This window comes from Streptomyces sp. NPDC097595, from assembly GCF_044761525.1.
Lineage (GTDB): Bacteria > Actinomycetota > Actinomycetes > Streptomycetales > Streptomycetaceae > Streptomyces > Streptomyces drozdowiczii_A.
The window spans coordinates 46,726-61,514 of sequence record NZ_JBIWCN010000005.1; the positions used below are offsets into that span (position 1 = coordinate 46,726).

Consider the following 14,789-nt stretch of genomic DNA (forward strand, 5'->3'; position numbering starts at 1 on the left):
CCGAAGCGAGTGCTTTGTCAGCTCGCGGACCGGCGCCGGCGAATGACCGCCCAGATCACCGCGATCGCGTCGAGGGCGAAGCCCGCGCTCATCACGGCGGTGTAGGCCCCGTCGTCCACGGCGTGCGAGACCACGGACGTGAGCATGGCGCCCACGAGGAACACCAGCAGCGGCGGCACGTACCACGCTCCGCGGGCCTTCCGGGAGGAGCGGTCCTCGTCGTAGTCGGTCGAACGTCCCATGAGAACTCCTACTTCGCTCCGTGCTCGTCACGCGGTCGCCCGCGCCTTCCCCTCCATGCTGCCCGGCGGAGGGGGCGCGGGTCAGTACACCGCGCACCCGGACCGGGGTGAAGCCCGCACCACCGTCCGGGGTTCTCCGTCGGCCGGGCAGGTCGATTTCAGCCCTCTCGGTTCCCGCCGGTCATCCGTGCTCACCCGCGCCGACGGGCCCCGTGGCGGCCGGCCACCACCGCGCGCACGGCGCGGTCGCCGCGGGGGTCGGCCATCAGGCGGGCGATGTCCCACCAGCGCAGCAGCAGTGCCGGGAAGTGCGGCGGGATCGCGTTCAGGCGGTCCTGCTCGAACCGTGCGCGGACGCTTTCGTGGCGCAGGGCGGTCCGGATGTCGTCGAAGGACGGTGGCCGGTGGCGTAGCGCGGGCGGCAACGCGGCCTCGTGCTCCGGCGCCAGATCGCGGCCGGGCTGGGCCATGATGTTGCCGCGCAGCGCGGAGGCGATGTCGTCCTCCAGCTTCTCCTGGGCCTCCACGGCGCGCCCCCACCAGTGGTCCAGGAAGGCGGCGACGGCCTCCGGTTCGGCCAGGTCGAGCGCGTCGCGCCGCTCGTCGAACGCGTCGCGCTCGTCGCCGGGCAGGGCCTCCCGGATCGCGCCGAGGGTCTTGGCGGGATGGCGCGGCGGGGCCTGGCCGAGGTGGCGTACCCACTGGTCGGCGCCCTCGCCGGCCGGCGGTCCCCACACCAGGGCGCCGTTCAGCATGCCGGGCTTCTCCGGGCCCGCCGCCGTCAGGGGGGCTTCCAGGCTGATGGCCATGAGGTCGAGGTAGGCGGGCAGCGACTCGTACTCCCGGTCGCGATCCCCGTACCTGGTCCAGCGGTGCACCGCGCCGGTCCGGCCGTCGAGGTAGAGGCCGTAGACGGTGTCGTCGGGGCCGTAGGAGCAGAACGGGATCCACGCGGGCTCCCAGAACGCCGGTCCTTCGTCGCCGAGTTCCTTCTCGATCTCCATCTGCCGCCGGTGGACCTCGGCCACGGCGTCGAGCGGCATCAGGGCCCAGTCGCCGAGCATGAGCCCCGAGCCGTTCACGCCGTCCTCACCGGCGGACAGCTGCCACACCGCCTTCAGCTCCTCCGGGACCTCCGCGCCCAAGGCCGCCTCCAGCGCGGCTATGTCGTCGTCGGATGCGCCGGGCCGGAGGGCCGCGTACGACTGCGGGGTGTACTCGGCCAGCCATTCCAGGATCTGGGCCCATGCCCGGGCGACCCGGGTCTCTGGTGCGTCAGTGGTCATGGTCCTACGTTCGCATCACGCGTCGGCCCGCCAGGCGGCGGGGCGGGTCAACTCCCCACGGCGGATGGGGCATTCGCCGCCCGGCACGGCCCTCGCCTACGACGTACGCGGCCCGCTGCCGGCCGCTCCCGGAGTCCCTTGAGGACGCCGCGCAGGCGGACGGCCGCTGCTTCGGGGGAGTCTGGCTTGTCGCGCGCATGACGATCAGCCCGACAGGGGACAGTCACAGAGCGTCACGGAGAAGCTCGGGACGGCCGGCGGCGGCAGCTGCGGCGGCCCCTTCACCTCCGGCACCGCCCACACCGTCTTCGACCAGCAGGTCAGCTGCCTCGCCCAGGGGCTCGGTGACACCCTCGTGCAGAACGTCGTGACCTACCACTGGTCCGGCGGGCAGACGAGCACCATCACGTACCCCGTCACCACCGTGGTCCACGCGGCGAACCAGGAGATCGTCACCTCCACGGGCACGGTCACCTCCGGTTACGGCGTGGGCTCGGTGTCGGAACGCATCGCCGTCCACCCGAGTCTCAGCCTCCTGGACTGCCTCGGCTCCGCCATCACCCAGCAGACCGGACTGCTCACCGTCACCCTTCTCTGAGGCGACGCGCGCCGCCCGCCGACCGGGCCGGCGCGTCTTCTGCCGGTGCGGGGCGGGCGGGTGCGGTGTAGAGAGGAGACATGGCGCAGCACGCCGAAAGACGCCGCCGGCCGCTGCGAGCGGGCCGGGCACTGCTCGCTGTCCCCATCGGCTGGATCGTCGCGGTCTTCCTGGTGGACATATTCGCACCGCCCGACATCCATCTGGGCCCGCTGCTCGTGGCGGCCCCGGCGATCACTCCCTCGATCGGCGGCCCCCGGGCGGTCGGGTTCGTGGCCGCGCTGGCGGTGATCGCGCAGACGCTGGTCGGGGTGCTGCGCGATCCGGACGAGCTGCTGTCGGCCAACCACGAGGCGCAGATCGTCGCCCTGGCCCTGGTCGGGGTGTGCCTCGTGGTCTTCTGTGTGCTGCGGGAGCGCCGCGCCCGGGAGCTGGAGCAGGTGCGGTACGTCTCCGAGGCGGTCCAGCGGGTGGTCCTGCCCCCGCTGCCCCGGCGTCTCGGGCCGTTGCGCGCGGCCTCGCTCTATCTCGCGGCGGAGGCTGAGGCGCAGATCGGCGGGGACCTGTACGCGGCGGCGCGCACCGAATCGGGGACGCGGGTGATCATCGGTGACGTACGGGGCAAGGGGGTGAGCGCGGTCAGTGACGCGGCGCTGCTGCTCGGCGCGTTCCACGCCGCGGCCCGGCACCGGGCGAGCCTGGACGAGCTGGTCGCCTATCTCGACGAAAGCGTGTCCTGGGGGCTGCCCGATTCGGACGGTCCCGGGGAGTCGTTCATCACCGCCACCGTTCTGGACATCCCCGACCGGCACGACCGCGTGCAGATGGTCTCCTGCGGGCATCCCCCACCGGTCGTCCTGCGCGACGGGCGGCCGCTGACGGTGGACGCCGCGTCGCCCGCTCCCCCGCTGGGGCTGGGCGGCCTGTCGCGGCCGCGCTATCACACCGACAGCTTCCGGTTCGTCCCCGGCGACCTCCTGCTGCTGTACACCGACGGTGTCACCGAGGCCCGTGACGCCTCCCGCGCCTTCTACCCGCTCGCGGAACGCGTCACCGGCTGGACCGAGGACGACCCGGACTCCTTTATCGACCGCTTCCGCGACGATCTGCTGCGGTACGTCGGCGGGCATCTGGACGACGACGCGGCCATGATCGCGATCGGGTACGCCGCCACTCCCGGGGCCTGACTTGGCGGGCCGGGACCGGCTCCCCCTTGACGACACCGTTGGTCCAGTCCAATCTTGGGCACCCCATGCGTTGTTGTGCCCCTGCCAAGACGGTGAGGTCCCGCCATGCTTCGTACCCCTTCCTCCTCCGGCCGGTCCGGGCGCCCGGTGCGGCGCGCCGCTGTCGCCGCCGTGCTCGTCGGCGCCGGCCTGCTCTCCGCCCCCGGCGCCGCCTCGGCCGCGACCGGGACCGCCGACGCGGCGGTGCGGGTGACGAACGGCAAGGAGCTCAAGGCCGCGCTGGCCGCCGCCGTACCGGGGCAGACGATCGAGTTGGCGGACGGCTCCTACTCGGGCAACTTCAAGATCACGCGGGGTGGCGCCGCGAGCGCGCCGATCACCCTGACCGGCTCGCGGGCCGCGGTCCTCACCACCCCCTCGGGCGGCGGGAACGGCATCCAGCTCACGAGCGCGCCCTACTGGGTGATCCGGGGCATCACCGTCACCGGCGGCCAGAAGGGCATCATGATCGACGCCTCCGACCATGTCGTCGCCGACTCGGTGGAGATCCACCACACGACCATGGAGGGCATCCACTTCCGGACGTCGAGCAGCTACGGAGTCGTACAGAACTCCTTCATCCACGACACTGGCCTGTCGGGCAACGGCATGGGCGAAGGGGTCTACGTCGGCACCGCGAACACCCTCACGGACGCCAGCGACCACGTGCGCATCGTCGACAACGTCATCGGCCCCGGTATCGGCGGCGAGAACATCGACGTCAAGGAAGGCACCACCGGCGGCCTGATCTCCGGGAACACCTTCGACGGCGACGGCCTCACCGGGGCCAACTACGACGACTCCTGGGTCGACATCAAGGGCAACGGCTACACGGTCGAGAACAACCGGGGCACCGGCACGACCAACGACGGATTCCAGACCCACACCCAGGACCCGGGCTGGGGCTGCGGCACGGTCTTCCGCGACAACACCGCCGACCTGACCGGCGCCACCGGCCCCACCCGCTTCGCCATCGACATCACCAACTACTCCGCGTCGGACTGCCCCGCCACGGTGACCTCGGACAACCGGGTGACCGGCGGAGCCGGGCTGGTCAACCCGGGCGTCCCCGTCAGCTGACCGCCCCCGACCGGACCGCCGCGCCCACCTGGGCCGGTGAAATGCGCCAGGGCTCGCCGTGGCCGGGGAGCACCCAGGAGGCGGACAGGCCGGCGATCCGGTCCAGCGAGGTGAGCGCTTCGGCCGGGTCGTCCGTGAAGGGCGCCGGCTGGGGCCCCGTGCGCCCGGTCAGGACATGCCGTGTGGTCAGGGCATCGCCCACGAAGACCGCGTCGGCGAGCGGGACGTGCACGGCCACGCTCCCCGGGGAGTGCCCGGGCATGCCGACGATCACCGGGCTGCCGGGCAGGTCGAGGACGTCGCCGTCGGCGATCTCCGTCACCTCGCCGACGTAACGGGGGCGCAGCCCGTTCTTGCGGAGGGAGTACCCGAGGAAACCGAGGGCGGGGCCCGGGCGCATGGGGCCGGCGGCCACCTTGGGCTTCTCCCCGGTACGGGCGCGGAGCGCGTCGTCGGCGTGGACGAACACCGGCACGCCGTGGGCGGTGCGCAGGCGTTCGGCGAAGCCGATGTGGTCCGAGTCGCCGTGGGTCAGCACGACGCCCCGGATGTCATCGGCGGACTTGCCCAGGGCGCGGAGTTCGCGCCCCAGGTCCCGCCAGTGGCCGGGCAGCCCGGCGTCGATGAGGGTGATGCCCTCGTCGGTGTCGACGAGGTAGCAGGACACGACGTCGTTGCCGAGTCGGTGCAGATGGGGCGCGAGCTGCATGGGGGACCTTCCTGGAGGGAACGCGGGCCGGACTTCGGAGGTATGGACTAGCTCATCAGTGCGTGCAGTGCGGTGATGACCTGGCGGCCGGTGGGGTCGGTGAAGTCGCGGACCATGTCGGTGACCAGGCTCGCCACCGAGGTCGTGGTGGCTCCCGCCGCCTCGATCCGACGCAGCGCCGCCGTCTCCGTGCGCTCCGACATGCCGCCGCACGCGTCGACCGGGACGATCACGTCGTACCCGTCTGCCAGGGCGTCGAGCGCGGTGTGCAGGACCACGATCTCGGTGGTCACCCCGCAGAGCACCAGGGTGCGGCGGCCCCGGGCCGCCACCGCTTCGCGCCAGGGCCGGTCGTCCCAGCAGGACGGCCCGCCGCGCACGTACGGGGGCGCTTCGGGGAGTTCCGCGATGATGCCCGGGCCGCCGGGCCGGGGCGCGGCGGACACGGTGAACGGGATGTCGAGCACCTGGGCGACGTGGCCGAGGACTCCCGCCGAGCGCCCGATGTCCGCCGGACTGTTGGTGCGACTGAGGGCCACGATGCTGTCCTGCAGATCGGCGAAGACCACCTGCACGGTACGAGGGTCGATCACTGTTCTCACCTCAAATCATTCACACTATGAATGGTTCGAGGAAGGTAGCATGGTGTCCGTGAACGACGTCAAGTGGACCGGGACCCTGAGCTTTCGCCTGGGTTCCCTGGGCGCGCTGATCTCCGATCAGTACGCGGAGGCTCTGGCCGAGGTCGGCCTGAAGCCCAAGCACGTCGGGGTGCTGGGCGTCCTCGATGCGGGTCTTGCCGCCTCGCAGCTGGAGATCGCCAGGCTGATGCGGGTGGCCCCCAGCCTCGTCGTATCACTCGCCGATCACCTGGAGTCCAAGGGCGCGATCAGGCGGCTGCGCGATCCGGCCGACCGGCGCCGCCAGATCCTCAGCCTCACCGACGAGGGCCGCGAGCTCCTCGGGCGGTGCACGGACATGGCGCTCGCGATCGACGCGCGGCTGGACGCCCGACTCACCCCGCCCCAGCAGGCCGCGCTCCGTGACGCACTCGGCCGCCTGGCGGAGTCGTACGGCCTTCCGGTACGCGAATAGCACGCGCCCCGCCGCCCGGCACCCGGGACGTACTCCGACCGGAGGAACCGCGGGGCGACACGCCGTCCCGAGCCCTGTACTCGGCGGCGGGCGGGGTGAGATCGCCCGATGCGCGTCCCGGCAGGAGGCCGGCGTGCGTGCGACCGAGAGCGAAGAGGGGGCCGCGCATGCCCGGACCGCCGGACGGGGAGGCCGGATGAAGGGCGTGCCGGGCCCCACGGACCATGTCGTCGTAGTGGGTGCGGGCTTGTCCGGACTGGCCTGTGCCCTCCATCTGCTGGGCGCGGGCCGCCGGGTCACCGTCGTCGAACGGGACGCGGGTCCCGGTGGCCGGGCGGGGCGGATGCGGCTGGGCGGCTTCGAGATCGACACCGGCCCCACGGTCCTGACGATGCCGCATCTGGCGGACGAGGCGTTCGCCGCCGTCGGCGACAGCCTGTACCGACGCGTCGAGCTGACGGCCCTGCACCCGGCATACCGGGCCTGCTTCGCGGACGGGTCCTCGCTCGACGTGCACACCGACGGCGAGGCGATGGAGGCGGAGGTGCGGCGCTTCGCCGGGCCGGTGGAGGCGGCGGGCTACCGCGATCTGCGGCGGTGGCTGGAGCGCCTGTACCGGGCACAGATGAGCCGCTTCATCGACACGAACTTCGACTCGCCGTTCGGGCTGCTGCACCCGGACCTGGCGCGGCTCGCGGCGCTGGGCGGGTTCGGACGCCTCGACGCCCGGATCGGCCGCTTCCTCTCCGACGAACGACTGCGCCGGGTCTTCTCGTTCCAGTCGCTGTACGCCGGCGTGGCCCCGGCCAAAGCACTCGCGGCCTACGCCGTGATCGCCTACATGGACACCGTGGCCGGTGTCTGGTTCCCGAAGGGCGGGATGCACGCGCTCCCCCGGGCCATGGCCGACGCGGCGGCGGACGCGGGCGCCGATCTGCGGTGGGCGGCCGAGGTGAGCGCGCTGGAGCGTTCGGCGGGGCGGGTGCGCGCCGTGCGGCTGGCCTCCGGCGAGCGCATCGTCTGCGACGCGGTGGTGCTGACCTGCGAGCCGCCCGTCGCGTACGAGCTGCTGGGGCACCGCCCCCGGCGCCCGGTCCGGCCACGCCACTCGCCGTCCGCCGTGGTGCTGCACGCCGGTACCGACCGCACCTGGCCGCACCTCGCGCACCACACCCTCTCGTTCGGCGCCGCCTGGGAGCGGACGTTCGAGGAACTGACCCGGACGGGCGCGCTGATGAGCGACCCCTCGCTGCTGATCACGCGCCCCACGGCGCACGATCCGTCGCTGGCGCCCCCGGGCCGTCATCTGCACTACGTCCTCGCCCCGTGCCCCAACACCACGACCGGCCCCCCGGCCACCGCGTGGGCGGATCTCGGCCCACGCTACCGCGACACGCTGGTCCGCGAACTCGAACGCCGGGGCCTGGACGGCTTCGCGGACAGCATCGAGGAGGAACTTCTGGTGACCCCGCTCGACTGGACGGCCCGGGGCCACGCCGCCGGCAGTCCGTTCTCCCTGTCGCACACCTTCGCCCAGACCGGCCCCTTCCGCCCGCGCAACCTCGTGCGGGGGACGGAGAACGCGGTCCTCGCGGGGTGCGGTACGACTCCGGGCGTCGGCGTGCCGACGGTGCTCATCAGCGGCAAGCTGGCCGCCGCCCGGATCACCGGCGTCGCCGGGCCCCGCCCCCGCCGGGTGCGCGCCGGCGCGTCCCCTCTGGTCGGGGCAGGTGCCGATGACCCGTCGTGAACTGGACGCGGCCGGCATCACCGACCCCGGGCTGCGCACCGCGTACGCCCGGTGCCGGCAGCTCAACGCCCGCCACGGCCGTACGTACTTCCTCGCCACCCGCCTGCTGCCGACCGAGCGGCGGTCCGCCGTGCACGCCCTGTACGGCTTCGCCCGCTGGGCCGACGACATCGTCGACGACCTGGACCGGCACCGGACGCCCGTGGAGCGCGACCGGCTGCTGCTGCGCCTCGAACGCGATCTGGCGCACGGCCTGCGGACCGGCACGGGCGACGAACCGGTGGTCCGGGCCGTGGCCGACACCGCCGCGCGGTACGGCATCGGCCACGATCTGTTCGCCGACTTCATGGCCTCGATACGGGCCGACCTGACCGTCACCCACTACCCCACCTACGCCGATCTCCAGACATACGTGCACGGTTCGGCGGCGGTGATCGGTCTGCAGATGCTGCCGGTGCTCGGTACGGTCGTGCCCCGCCAGGAGGCCGAGCCGCACGCGGCCGCGCTGGGGGTGGCGTTCCAGCTCACCAACTTCGTACGGGACGTGGGCGAGGACCTCGACCGGGGCCGTGTCTACCTGCCCGGCGATCTGCTGTCCTCCCACGGGGTGGACCGGGCGCTGCTGGAGTGGAGCCGTCGCACCGGGCGCGGGGACACGCGCATCCGGGCCGCGCTGGTGGCCGCGACGGAGCTGACGCGCGGGGTGTACCGGACGGCTGAGCCGGGCATCGGCATGCTCGATCCACGGGTACGCCCCTGTATCCGCGCGGCGTTCACCCTCTACGGCGGCATCCTCGACGCGGTCGCCGAGCAGGACTACCGCGTCCTGCACCGCCGTGCGGTCGTCTCCCGGCGACGGCGCGCCGCCACGGCCGCCGCCGGGGTGCTGCGCGTGGCCGGGGCCCGGTGGCGTGCCCGCGGCCGGGTGCCGGCGGAGGAACTCGAGGTCGAGCGGAAGGAACCGGTGCGGTGACCCGGCGGAACGGGAGGCGGTGGTCGCCGCCGCTGCGGCTGCGGGGGTCCGGCCCCGACTGGGCTTCGCAGGAGCCTACGTGGCGCGCGGCGCGGCCGGCGCTCATCGCCGGGGCGCTGAAGCGGGCGACGACACGCCCGTCCGGCAACTGGTACGTGGTGGGCGCCTCGCGCGAAGTACGCGTCGGTGAGCGCCCGTACGGCCGGACGGTCGGCGGCACGGAGGTCGTACTGTGGCGCACCGGAGGCGGTGACCTACGCGCCGGGTCCGGTGTCTGCCCGCACCTGGGCGCACCGCTGCGGGACAGCCGGGTGGTGTGCGGCACGCTGGTGTGCCATTGGCACGGACTCGCCCTGGACGGCGCCCCGTTCGCGGGCTGGCAGCCGTTCCCGGTGCACGACGACGGCGTACTCGTGTGGGTGCGGCTTGACGAGGTGGGCGGCGAGGAGCCCACCGACCGGCCCGTGGTGCCTTTGCGACCCGCACGCGAGGGCGCGGTGGACGCGGTGTTCACGGCGGTCGGACGGTGCGAACCGCAGGACGTGGTGGCCAACCGGCTCGACCCGTGGCACGGTTCGTGGTTCCACCCGTACTCGTTCATCGATCTGTCGGTGGTGCGTGAACCGCAGGGCGACGAGGACGACGCGTTCGTGGTCGATGTGTCCTTCCGGGTGGCCGGGCGCCTGGTGGTGCCGGTGCGGGCCGAGTTCACGGCTCCGGGGCCGCGTACCGTCGTCATGCGCATCACGGACGGCGAGGGCGCGTCCTCCGTGGTGGAGACGCACGCGACGCCCCTGACCCGCCCGGACCACGAGCGCCCGCGCACCGCCGTCGTCGAGGCGACGGTCGCCGCCTCGGACCGGCCGGGGTTCGCGGTCGCCCGGGCCGTCGCCCCGGTGCTGCGGCCCCTGATGCGCCGCACGGCCGGGCGCCTGTGGGTGGACGATCTGGCGTACGCGGAGAGGCGCTGGGCGCTGCGCAGCACCGGGCGCTTCCCGGGCTGAGGCGTTTGCCGAGGCGCTTCAGGCACGCCCTGCGGCGGCGAGCGCCCGGAGTGCGCGGGAGCGGCCCCTCCGGGGCACCGTCCACAGCACCTGGCCCCGGACGCCCCGGTCGGCGAGCAGGGCGTTCGCCGCCAGGAAGCCGGTAGTGGCGGCCCGTTCCATGAGGGCGACGGGCAGGTCGCAGCGGATCGCGTCCCCGGCGAGGGCCAGCCAGGGGTGCGGGGTGCGCACGGTGGGGCGCAGAGGGTACGTACCGGCCTCGAAGAGCGGGCAGTCGGCGCGCCATTCGTGCCGGGAGTCGACCACGCGCGCGTCGCGGGTCTCCGGGTACACCCGGTGCAGCCGGTCGATGAGCCGTTCCTGCACCTCCTTGTGTTCGGCGCCGGGATCGACGGCGTACGCGTGCAGTTCCACGACGGAGCCCCCGGTGCGCGCGGCCCAGCGGGCGGCCTCGCCCTCGTACCGTTCCAGGACGCTGATGTTGTCGAGCCCGTCGTAGCCGCTGGTGCCGAGGAAGCCGGGCCGGTCCGCGCGCACGGGGCGGTCGAGCCAGAGCCGGGAGACGAGGAAGGGCGGTGCCGTGCGCAGGGCGGCGATCCCGTCGCGCCAGGGGTCGGTGCCGAGGCCGGGCGACGCGGCGACGGTGTGCCGCAGGCCGTCGGTGTCGAGGGCGAGCACCACGGCGTCGTGCCGGTGGGCACCGGTCTCGGTGTGGACGTGGGCCCCGCCGCCGTCGCGAGGGGCGATCCGGTGCACGGGCGTCCCGGTGCGGATGTCCGCGCCCAGACCCTCGACGTACGCGGCGAGCGGTTCCCAGAGGGCCTGTGGGAAGGGGTCGGCCGGTACGTCGAAGAGCAGGCCCTCGGACGAGCCGAGGAAGTAGATGTGGAACATCAGCAGGAGTTCGGCGGCGGAGAGCCGGCGCGGGTCGGCGAAGAAGCTGCGCGAGAACACCTCGAACGCCAGATGGTGGGCGGCCTCCGGGAAGCGCACGCCCTCCAGGAAGGCGGTCGCGCCGACGCCGTCGAAGCGCTCGTACACCTCGGGCACGCGGACGTCGAGCAGCGGGAGCGCGGCCCGGGGGTCCATGGCGGCCAGGTCCCGCCATCCGAAGGTGGGGCTGAGCGCGACGAAGCCGAGCGCGCTGAGGGGCGGTGTCCTCGGGACCCGGGCGAAGCTGTCGGTCAGGCCGCCGCTGTGCCGCAGGGGGTAGTCGGGCAGCGGTACGAGGCGGGTGAGGGCGGGGTCGGTACGCCGGAGCAGACCGCGCAGGTTGTAGTACTGGCGGAAGAACGCGTGGAACCCGCGCGTCATCGTCACCGGTGAGCCGTCGGCCAGCGCGGTGCGGTGGCCGGAGAGACGGCCGCCGAGTGCGTCGTCCTTCTCGTACAGGGTCACTTGGGCGCCGCGCTCGGCCAGCAGGGTCGTCGCTGCCAGGCCGGCGATTCCGCCTCCTACGACGGCGACGGACGGTTCGTCACCCCGTCGGAAGCGTGGTGCGCCGGGGGTGGGCAGCAGGACTTCGGCCTTGCGGTCGCGGCCTCGTCGGGCGGCGGGGGGTCGGGGGTTCACGGGGCGTGCTCCGGTGTCGTGGCCGGGTGGCCGTTGCGGGCGAGGAAGGTGTGCACGATGCCCGTCTGCCATCCGGCGACGGGGGCGACCCGCACCGAGGTCAGACCGGCCCGGGCCAGCCGGCCGGCGAAGACGGGCGCGGTGTCGAAGAAGAGGACGCTGCGCCAGAGGTGGCGGTAGAGGGCCCGGTCGCCGGTGAGCGTGCCCGCCGGGATGATCACCCCGTGGCAGACCCCGGTCCACAGCGCCCGGTGCGCCCGGGAGCCGCTGAGGCTGTACTCGTGTGCGGCGAAGCGGCCGCCCGGCGCCAGCAGGGCCCGTACGGAACCGAGAACCGCGTCCGGGTCGGTGACGTTGCGGAACAGGTAGGCGGCGAACACCGCGTCGAAGGGCCCTTCGCCGGCCGTGGCCAGCTCCTCGGCGGTCAGATGGAGGAAGCGCACACGGGCCGGCCAGGGCTTCGTCAGGGCGCGGCGCAGTATGCCCGCCGACGCGTCCACGGCGGTGATCCTGGCCAGGGGCGCGGCGGTGAGCAGGGCGCGGGTGGACGCGCCGGTGCCGCACCCGAGGTCGAGGAGGTGCAGCCCCGCACCGCCGCCGGGGAGGCGGAGGCGGCGGGCCGAGCGCAGCAGGTCGGTGCGGTAGCCGGGGTTGAGGGAGGTCAGGCCGTCGTAGGTGCGGGAGGCGTGGTCGAAGGCGTGGGCCAGGTCGTGGTCGCGCAGAAGGGTCATCGGTGGCTCTCTCCGTCTCCGGCGGTGGACCGGATCCGGCGTGGGAGGAAGGGGAGTTCGGCGGCGGTGGTGAGCATCGGCCGGACGGGGGTGCGCAGCCCGATGCCCCACTCCTCCCGGAGCGAGGCCGTGCCGTCGAGGAACCTCAGCAGCCGTTCGGCCGGGACCCGGCGGAACAGGCCGGTGAAGAAGTCGGGGCCGTCGATCCGCCCGGTGTCCAGGGCGCGGAGCACGATGGCGTCCATGGCGAGGGCCCGCCGGCCGTGGGGGGCGGGGACGGCGCCCCGGCCGTCGCGCAGTGCGGCGGCGATGGCCCGGGCCTGGCGTTGCACGGCGGCGAAGGTGTAGCCGGTGGCGGGGCGGGTGGCGCCGCCCGCTGTGCCGATCCGGAACACGGAGGGTCCGGCCCGGTGCGGGAAGCGGGCGTCGGTCATGGGGATGACGCCCTGCTCCGTACGCTCCACGGTGAACGCGCCGAGCCGGAGGACGTCGCGGCAGTAGTGGCCGAGCGCCGACTCGTACGCCTCGGTGGTCAGCGGGCGGCGGGAGAACTCCGTGTACTCCACGAGCGCCCGGTCCGGGGCCAGCGGCAGCACGTAGCCGAAGGCGAGTCCGTGGGCGGGCCGGGGGACGCGGAAGTCCATCAGGTCGGCGACCCCGGGATCGAACCGGTCGGCGGCGGTGCGGACGAACCAGCCCCGGAAGTGCTGGAGCAACTGGGTGCGCGCGGGCGGCAGTGCGGGCAGCGGCCGGGAGTCGAACACGCGGCGGGCGCGCACGTTCACCGTCGAGCCGTCCGGCAGCGTGCAGCGGACCTCCGCGCCGCCGGGTACCGCGCGCACCGCGTCCGCCGTGGCCCGCAGCACGTGTCCGCCGTCCGCGCGGGCCAGGCGGCCGTGGACCAGGCGCTCGAAGTCGGCGGAGCGCACCATGCGGTAGGTGAAGGGGGCCGGTTGGACGGTGACCGGGCGGCCGTCGGCGCCGTGCACCCGCAGCACGGACCAGGACGCGCTGACGGCTTCGTCGAGGCCGTCCGGCTCCGCGTGCCAGTAGCACCAGGTCCGCTCCGCCGGGCGCGGCGGCCCGTCCGGCGGCTCGATCACGGTCACGGTGGCGGCGCGGGTCTCGGTCAGCCGGTGCGCGAGGCTGAGCCCTGCCGCGCCGCCCCCGATCACGGCCACGTCGCAGCGGCTCATGTCCGGCGCGCCAGGTCCGCCGCCACCTCCCGGGCGGCCCGGGTGCCCGAGGCGAGGGCGCCCTGGACGGAGCCGGTGGCCCGGTGGTCCCCGCACACGTACCGGCCCGGGCGGATGCGGGTGGTACGGCTGAGCGGCCAGGGCGGGCGCATGGCCGGCAGCGCGCCCTCGACCGTGCGGGCGGCGATCTGCGTCCAGCCGCCGGTGTCGGTGGCGTACAGGTCGGCCAGGCGCCGCAGCACCGCCTGCGCACGGCCCGGGAGGTCCTCGCCCAGCACGGAGGTGGAGATCAGCGCGGTGCCGGGGGGCGCGTACGTGGGGGCGACCTCGCTGAGCACGCAGGTGTTCACGACCGGTCCGGTGCTGTCCACGAGCAGGGTCGGTTCGGCGAGCGGGGTGCGGTCGGTGGCGTGGTAGTACGTCGTGACGGTGCGGGTGTCCGGCACGGTCAGGTCCGGGAGCAGGCGGGCGGCGGCCGCCGGTTCCGTCGCCACCACGACGATGCTCGCGGGGACTTCGCTCCCGTCCTCCAGGGCGACCCCCGTGTCGGTGATCTGCGCGACGGGGGCGCCGAGCCGCAGTACGCCGTCGGGGAGGCCCTGGGCGAGCTGGTGGGGGACGGCGCCGATGCCCTGGGCGGGCAGGCACAGCGTGCCGCGCACCATGCTCCGCCAGACGAGGTGGAAGAAGCGGGCGGAGGTCTCCAGACCGTCCTCCAGGAACACCCCTGCCAGGAACGGCCGGAGTACGCCGGTGATCGCGTCGTCCGACAGGCCGGCCCGGAACAGCGCCGCCGAGGTGGTTTCGTCGCGGCGGCGCCTGACCGAGGAGGCGGGCAGCATCGCGTCGCGTGCCGTGAGTGCCGCCAGTACGCCCAGATCACGGGCGGAGAGGATCCGGCCCGGCAGCAGGGCGCCCACCGCGCCCTGTTCGCGCGTCGGGTCGGCGAGGCGGACGGGGCCCGTCCGGGTGTGGGCGATGATGCCCGCGGTGAACGGCCGCAGGCGTAGGCTTCTCAGGTCCAGGCGCCGCTTCACCTGCGGATACGAGGTGTTGAACACCTGGAAGCCGCGGTCGAGCAGGAATCCGTCCCGGCGGTCCGTGCGCATCCGGCCGCCCACCGAGTCGGACGCCTCAAGGAGGGCCACCTTCAGTCCGGAGCGGCAGAGATCCAGCGCGCAGGCCAGTCCGGCCAGTCCGGCTCCGACGACGATGGCGTCCGTGGGCCGGCGGTGCTCGTCGGTCATGTCGCTCCTCGCCCCGGCGGTCATTCCGTTCAGCCGACCACGTTCCGCGGGCCGATGCGAGGAGCCACGCATGTGCGTAC

Annotated in this window: 15 protein-coding genes; 7 read left to right on the forward strand and 8 right to left on the reverse strand. The window is 73.9% G+C overall.

Going from position 1 to position 14,789, the window contains the following annotated elements:
- Positions 1 to 17: 17 nt before the first annotated feature.
- Complete coding sequence (locus tag ACIQZN_RS09630; protein WP_403990019.1) at positions 18 to 242, reverse strand: hypothetical protein; 225 nt, start codon at positions 240 to 242, stop codon at positions 18 to 20.
- A gap of 191 nt (positions 243 to 433) precedes the next feature.
- Complete coding sequence (locus ACIQZN_RS09635) at positions 434 to 1,528, reverse strand: SMI1/KNR4 family protein (RefSeq protein WP_403990021.1); 1,095 nt, start codon at positions 1,526 to 1,528, stop codon at positions 434 to 436.
- Positions 1,529 to 1,883: 355 nt separating this feature from the next.
- On the opposite strand from ACIQZN_RS09635, the gene ACIQZN_RS09640 reads away from it, so the two are divergent.
- The 3 genes from ACIQZN_RS09640 to ACIQZN_RS09650 all read left to right on the forward strand — a co-directional run bounded on the left by ACIQZN_RS09640 (position 1,884) and on the right by ACIQZN_RS09650 (position 4,432).
- On the forward strand, positions 1,884 to 2,126 hold the full coding sequence (locus tag ACIQZN_RS09640; RefSeq protein ID WP_403990023.1) for a hypothetical protein: 243 nt from the start codon (positions 1,884 to 1,886) through the stop codon (positions 2,124 to 2,126).
- A gap of 80 nt (positions 2,127 to 2,206) precedes the next feature.
- Positions 2,207 to 3,313, forward strand: coding sequence for a PP2C family protein-serine/threonine phosphatase (locus tag ACIQZN_RS09645; protein WP_403990025.1), 1,107 nt, complete (start codon positions 2,207 to 2,209; stop codon positions 3,311 to 3,313).
- Between the two features lie 105 nt (positions 3,314 to 3,418).
- The gene (locus ACIQZN_RS09650; RefSeq protein WP_403990027.1) at positions 3,419 to 4,432 is read left to right on the forward strand and encodes a right-handed parallel beta-helix repeat-containing protein; all 1,014 of its coding nucleotides are present in this window, start codon (positions 3,419 to 3,421) and stop codon (positions 4,430 to 4,432) included.
- On the opposite strand, the gene ACIQZN_RS09655 is transcribed toward ACIQZN_RS09650, so the two are convergent.
- Complete coding sequence (locus ACIQZN_RS09655) at positions 4,425 to 5,141, reverse strand: MBL fold metallo-hydrolase (RefSeq protein ID WP_403990029.1); 717 nt, start codon at positions 5,139 to 5,141, stop codon at positions 4,425 to 4,427. The genes ACIQZN_RS09650 and ACIQZN_RS09655 overlap by 8 nt on opposite strands.
- Positions 5,142 to 5,188: 47 nt before the next feature.
- Positions 5,189 to 5,734 carry an isochorismatase family protein gene (locus tag ACIQZN_RS09660; protein ID WP_403990031.1) on the reverse strand — a complete coding sequence of 182 codons (546 nt, stop codon included), beginning with the start codon at positions 5,732 to 5,734 and terminating at the stop codon, positions 5,189 to 5,191.
- 49 nt (positions 5,735 to 5,783) lie between these two features.
- Here ACIQZN_RS09660 and ACIQZN_RS09665 point away from each other — a divergent pair, with 49 nt between their 5' ends.
- The 4 genes from ACIQZN_RS09665 to ACIQZN_RS09680 all read left to right on the forward strand — a co-directional run bounded on the left by ACIQZN_RS09665 (position 5,784) and on the right by ACIQZN_RS09680 (position 9,963).
- On the forward strand, positions 5,784 to 6,236 hold the full coding sequence (locus ACIQZN_RS09665; protein WP_403990033.1) for a MarR family winged helix-turn-helix transcriptional regulator: 453 nt from the start codon (positions 5,784 to 5,786) through the stop codon (positions 6,234 to 6,236).
- A gap of 196 nt (positions 6,237 to 6,432) precedes the next feature.
- Positions 6,433 to 7,986, forward strand: coding sequence for a phytoene desaturase family protein (crtI, locus tag ACIQZN_RS09670; RefSeq protein WP_403990837.1), 1,554 nt, complete (start codon positions 6,433 to 6,435; stop codon positions 7,984 to 7,986).
- Complete coding sequence (locus ACIQZN_RS09675) at positions 7,973 to 8,959, forward strand: phytoene/squalene synthase family protein (protein ID WP_403990035.1); 987 nt, start codon at positions 7,973 to 7,975, stop codon at positions 8,957 to 8,959. The genes crtI and ACIQZN_RS09675 overlap by 14 nt, the downstream gene beginning before the upstream one ends.
- Positions 8,956 to 9,963 carry a DUF5914 domain-containing protein gene (locus tag ACIQZN_RS09680; RefSeq protein WP_403990037.1) on the forward strand — a complete coding sequence of 336 codons (1,008 nt, stop codon included), beginning with the start codon at positions 8,956 to 8,958 and terminating at the stop codon, positions 9,961 to 9,963. The genes ACIQZN_RS09675 and ACIQZN_RS09680 overlap by 4 nt, the downstream gene beginning before the upstream one ends.
- Before the next feature lie 18 nt (positions 9,964 to 9,981).
- Here ACIQZN_RS09680 and ACIQZN_RS09685 read toward each other — a convergent pair whose 3' ends face one another.
- Genes ACIQZN_RS09685 through ACIQZN_RS09700 form a run of 4 tightly spaced genes read right to left on the reverse strand, consistent with a single transcriptional unit; the run spans position 9,982 to position 14,709 of the window.
- Positions 9,982 to 11,535: an FAD-dependent oxidoreductase gene (locus ACIQZN_RS09685; RefSeq protein WP_403990039.1), complete on the reverse strand. Its 1,554-nt coding sequence runs from the start codon at positions 11,533 to 11,535 to the stop codon at positions 9,982 to 9,984.
- Positions 11,532 to 12,266: a class I SAM-dependent methyltransferase gene (locus tag ACIQZN_RS09690; RefSeq protein ID WP_403990041.1), complete on the reverse strand. Its 735-nt coding sequence runs from the start codon at positions 12,264 to 12,266 to the stop codon at positions 11,532 to 11,534. Before ACIQZN_RS09690 ends, ACIQZN_RS09685 begins: the two co-directional genes overlap by 4 nt.
- Positions 12,263 to 13,462: a lycopene cyclase family protein gene (locus ACIQZN_RS09695; protein ID WP_403990043.1), complete on the reverse strand. Its 1,200-nt coding sequence runs from the start codon at positions 13,460 to 13,462 to the stop codon at positions 12,263 to 12,265. The genes ACIQZN_RS09690 and ACIQZN_RS09695 overlap by 4 nt, the downstream gene beginning before the upstream one ends.
- The gene (locus tag ACIQZN_RS09700; RefSeq protein ID WP_403990045.1) at positions 13,459 to 14,709 is read right to left on the reverse strand and encodes an NAD(P)/FAD-dependent oxidoreductase; all 1,251 of its coding nucleotides are present in this window, start codon (positions 14,707 to 14,709) and stop codon (positions 13,459 to 13,461) included. Before ACIQZN_RS09700 ends, ACIQZN_RS09695 begins: the two co-directional genes overlap by 4 nt.
- Between the last annotated feature and the right edge of the window lie 80 nt (positions 14,710 to 14,789).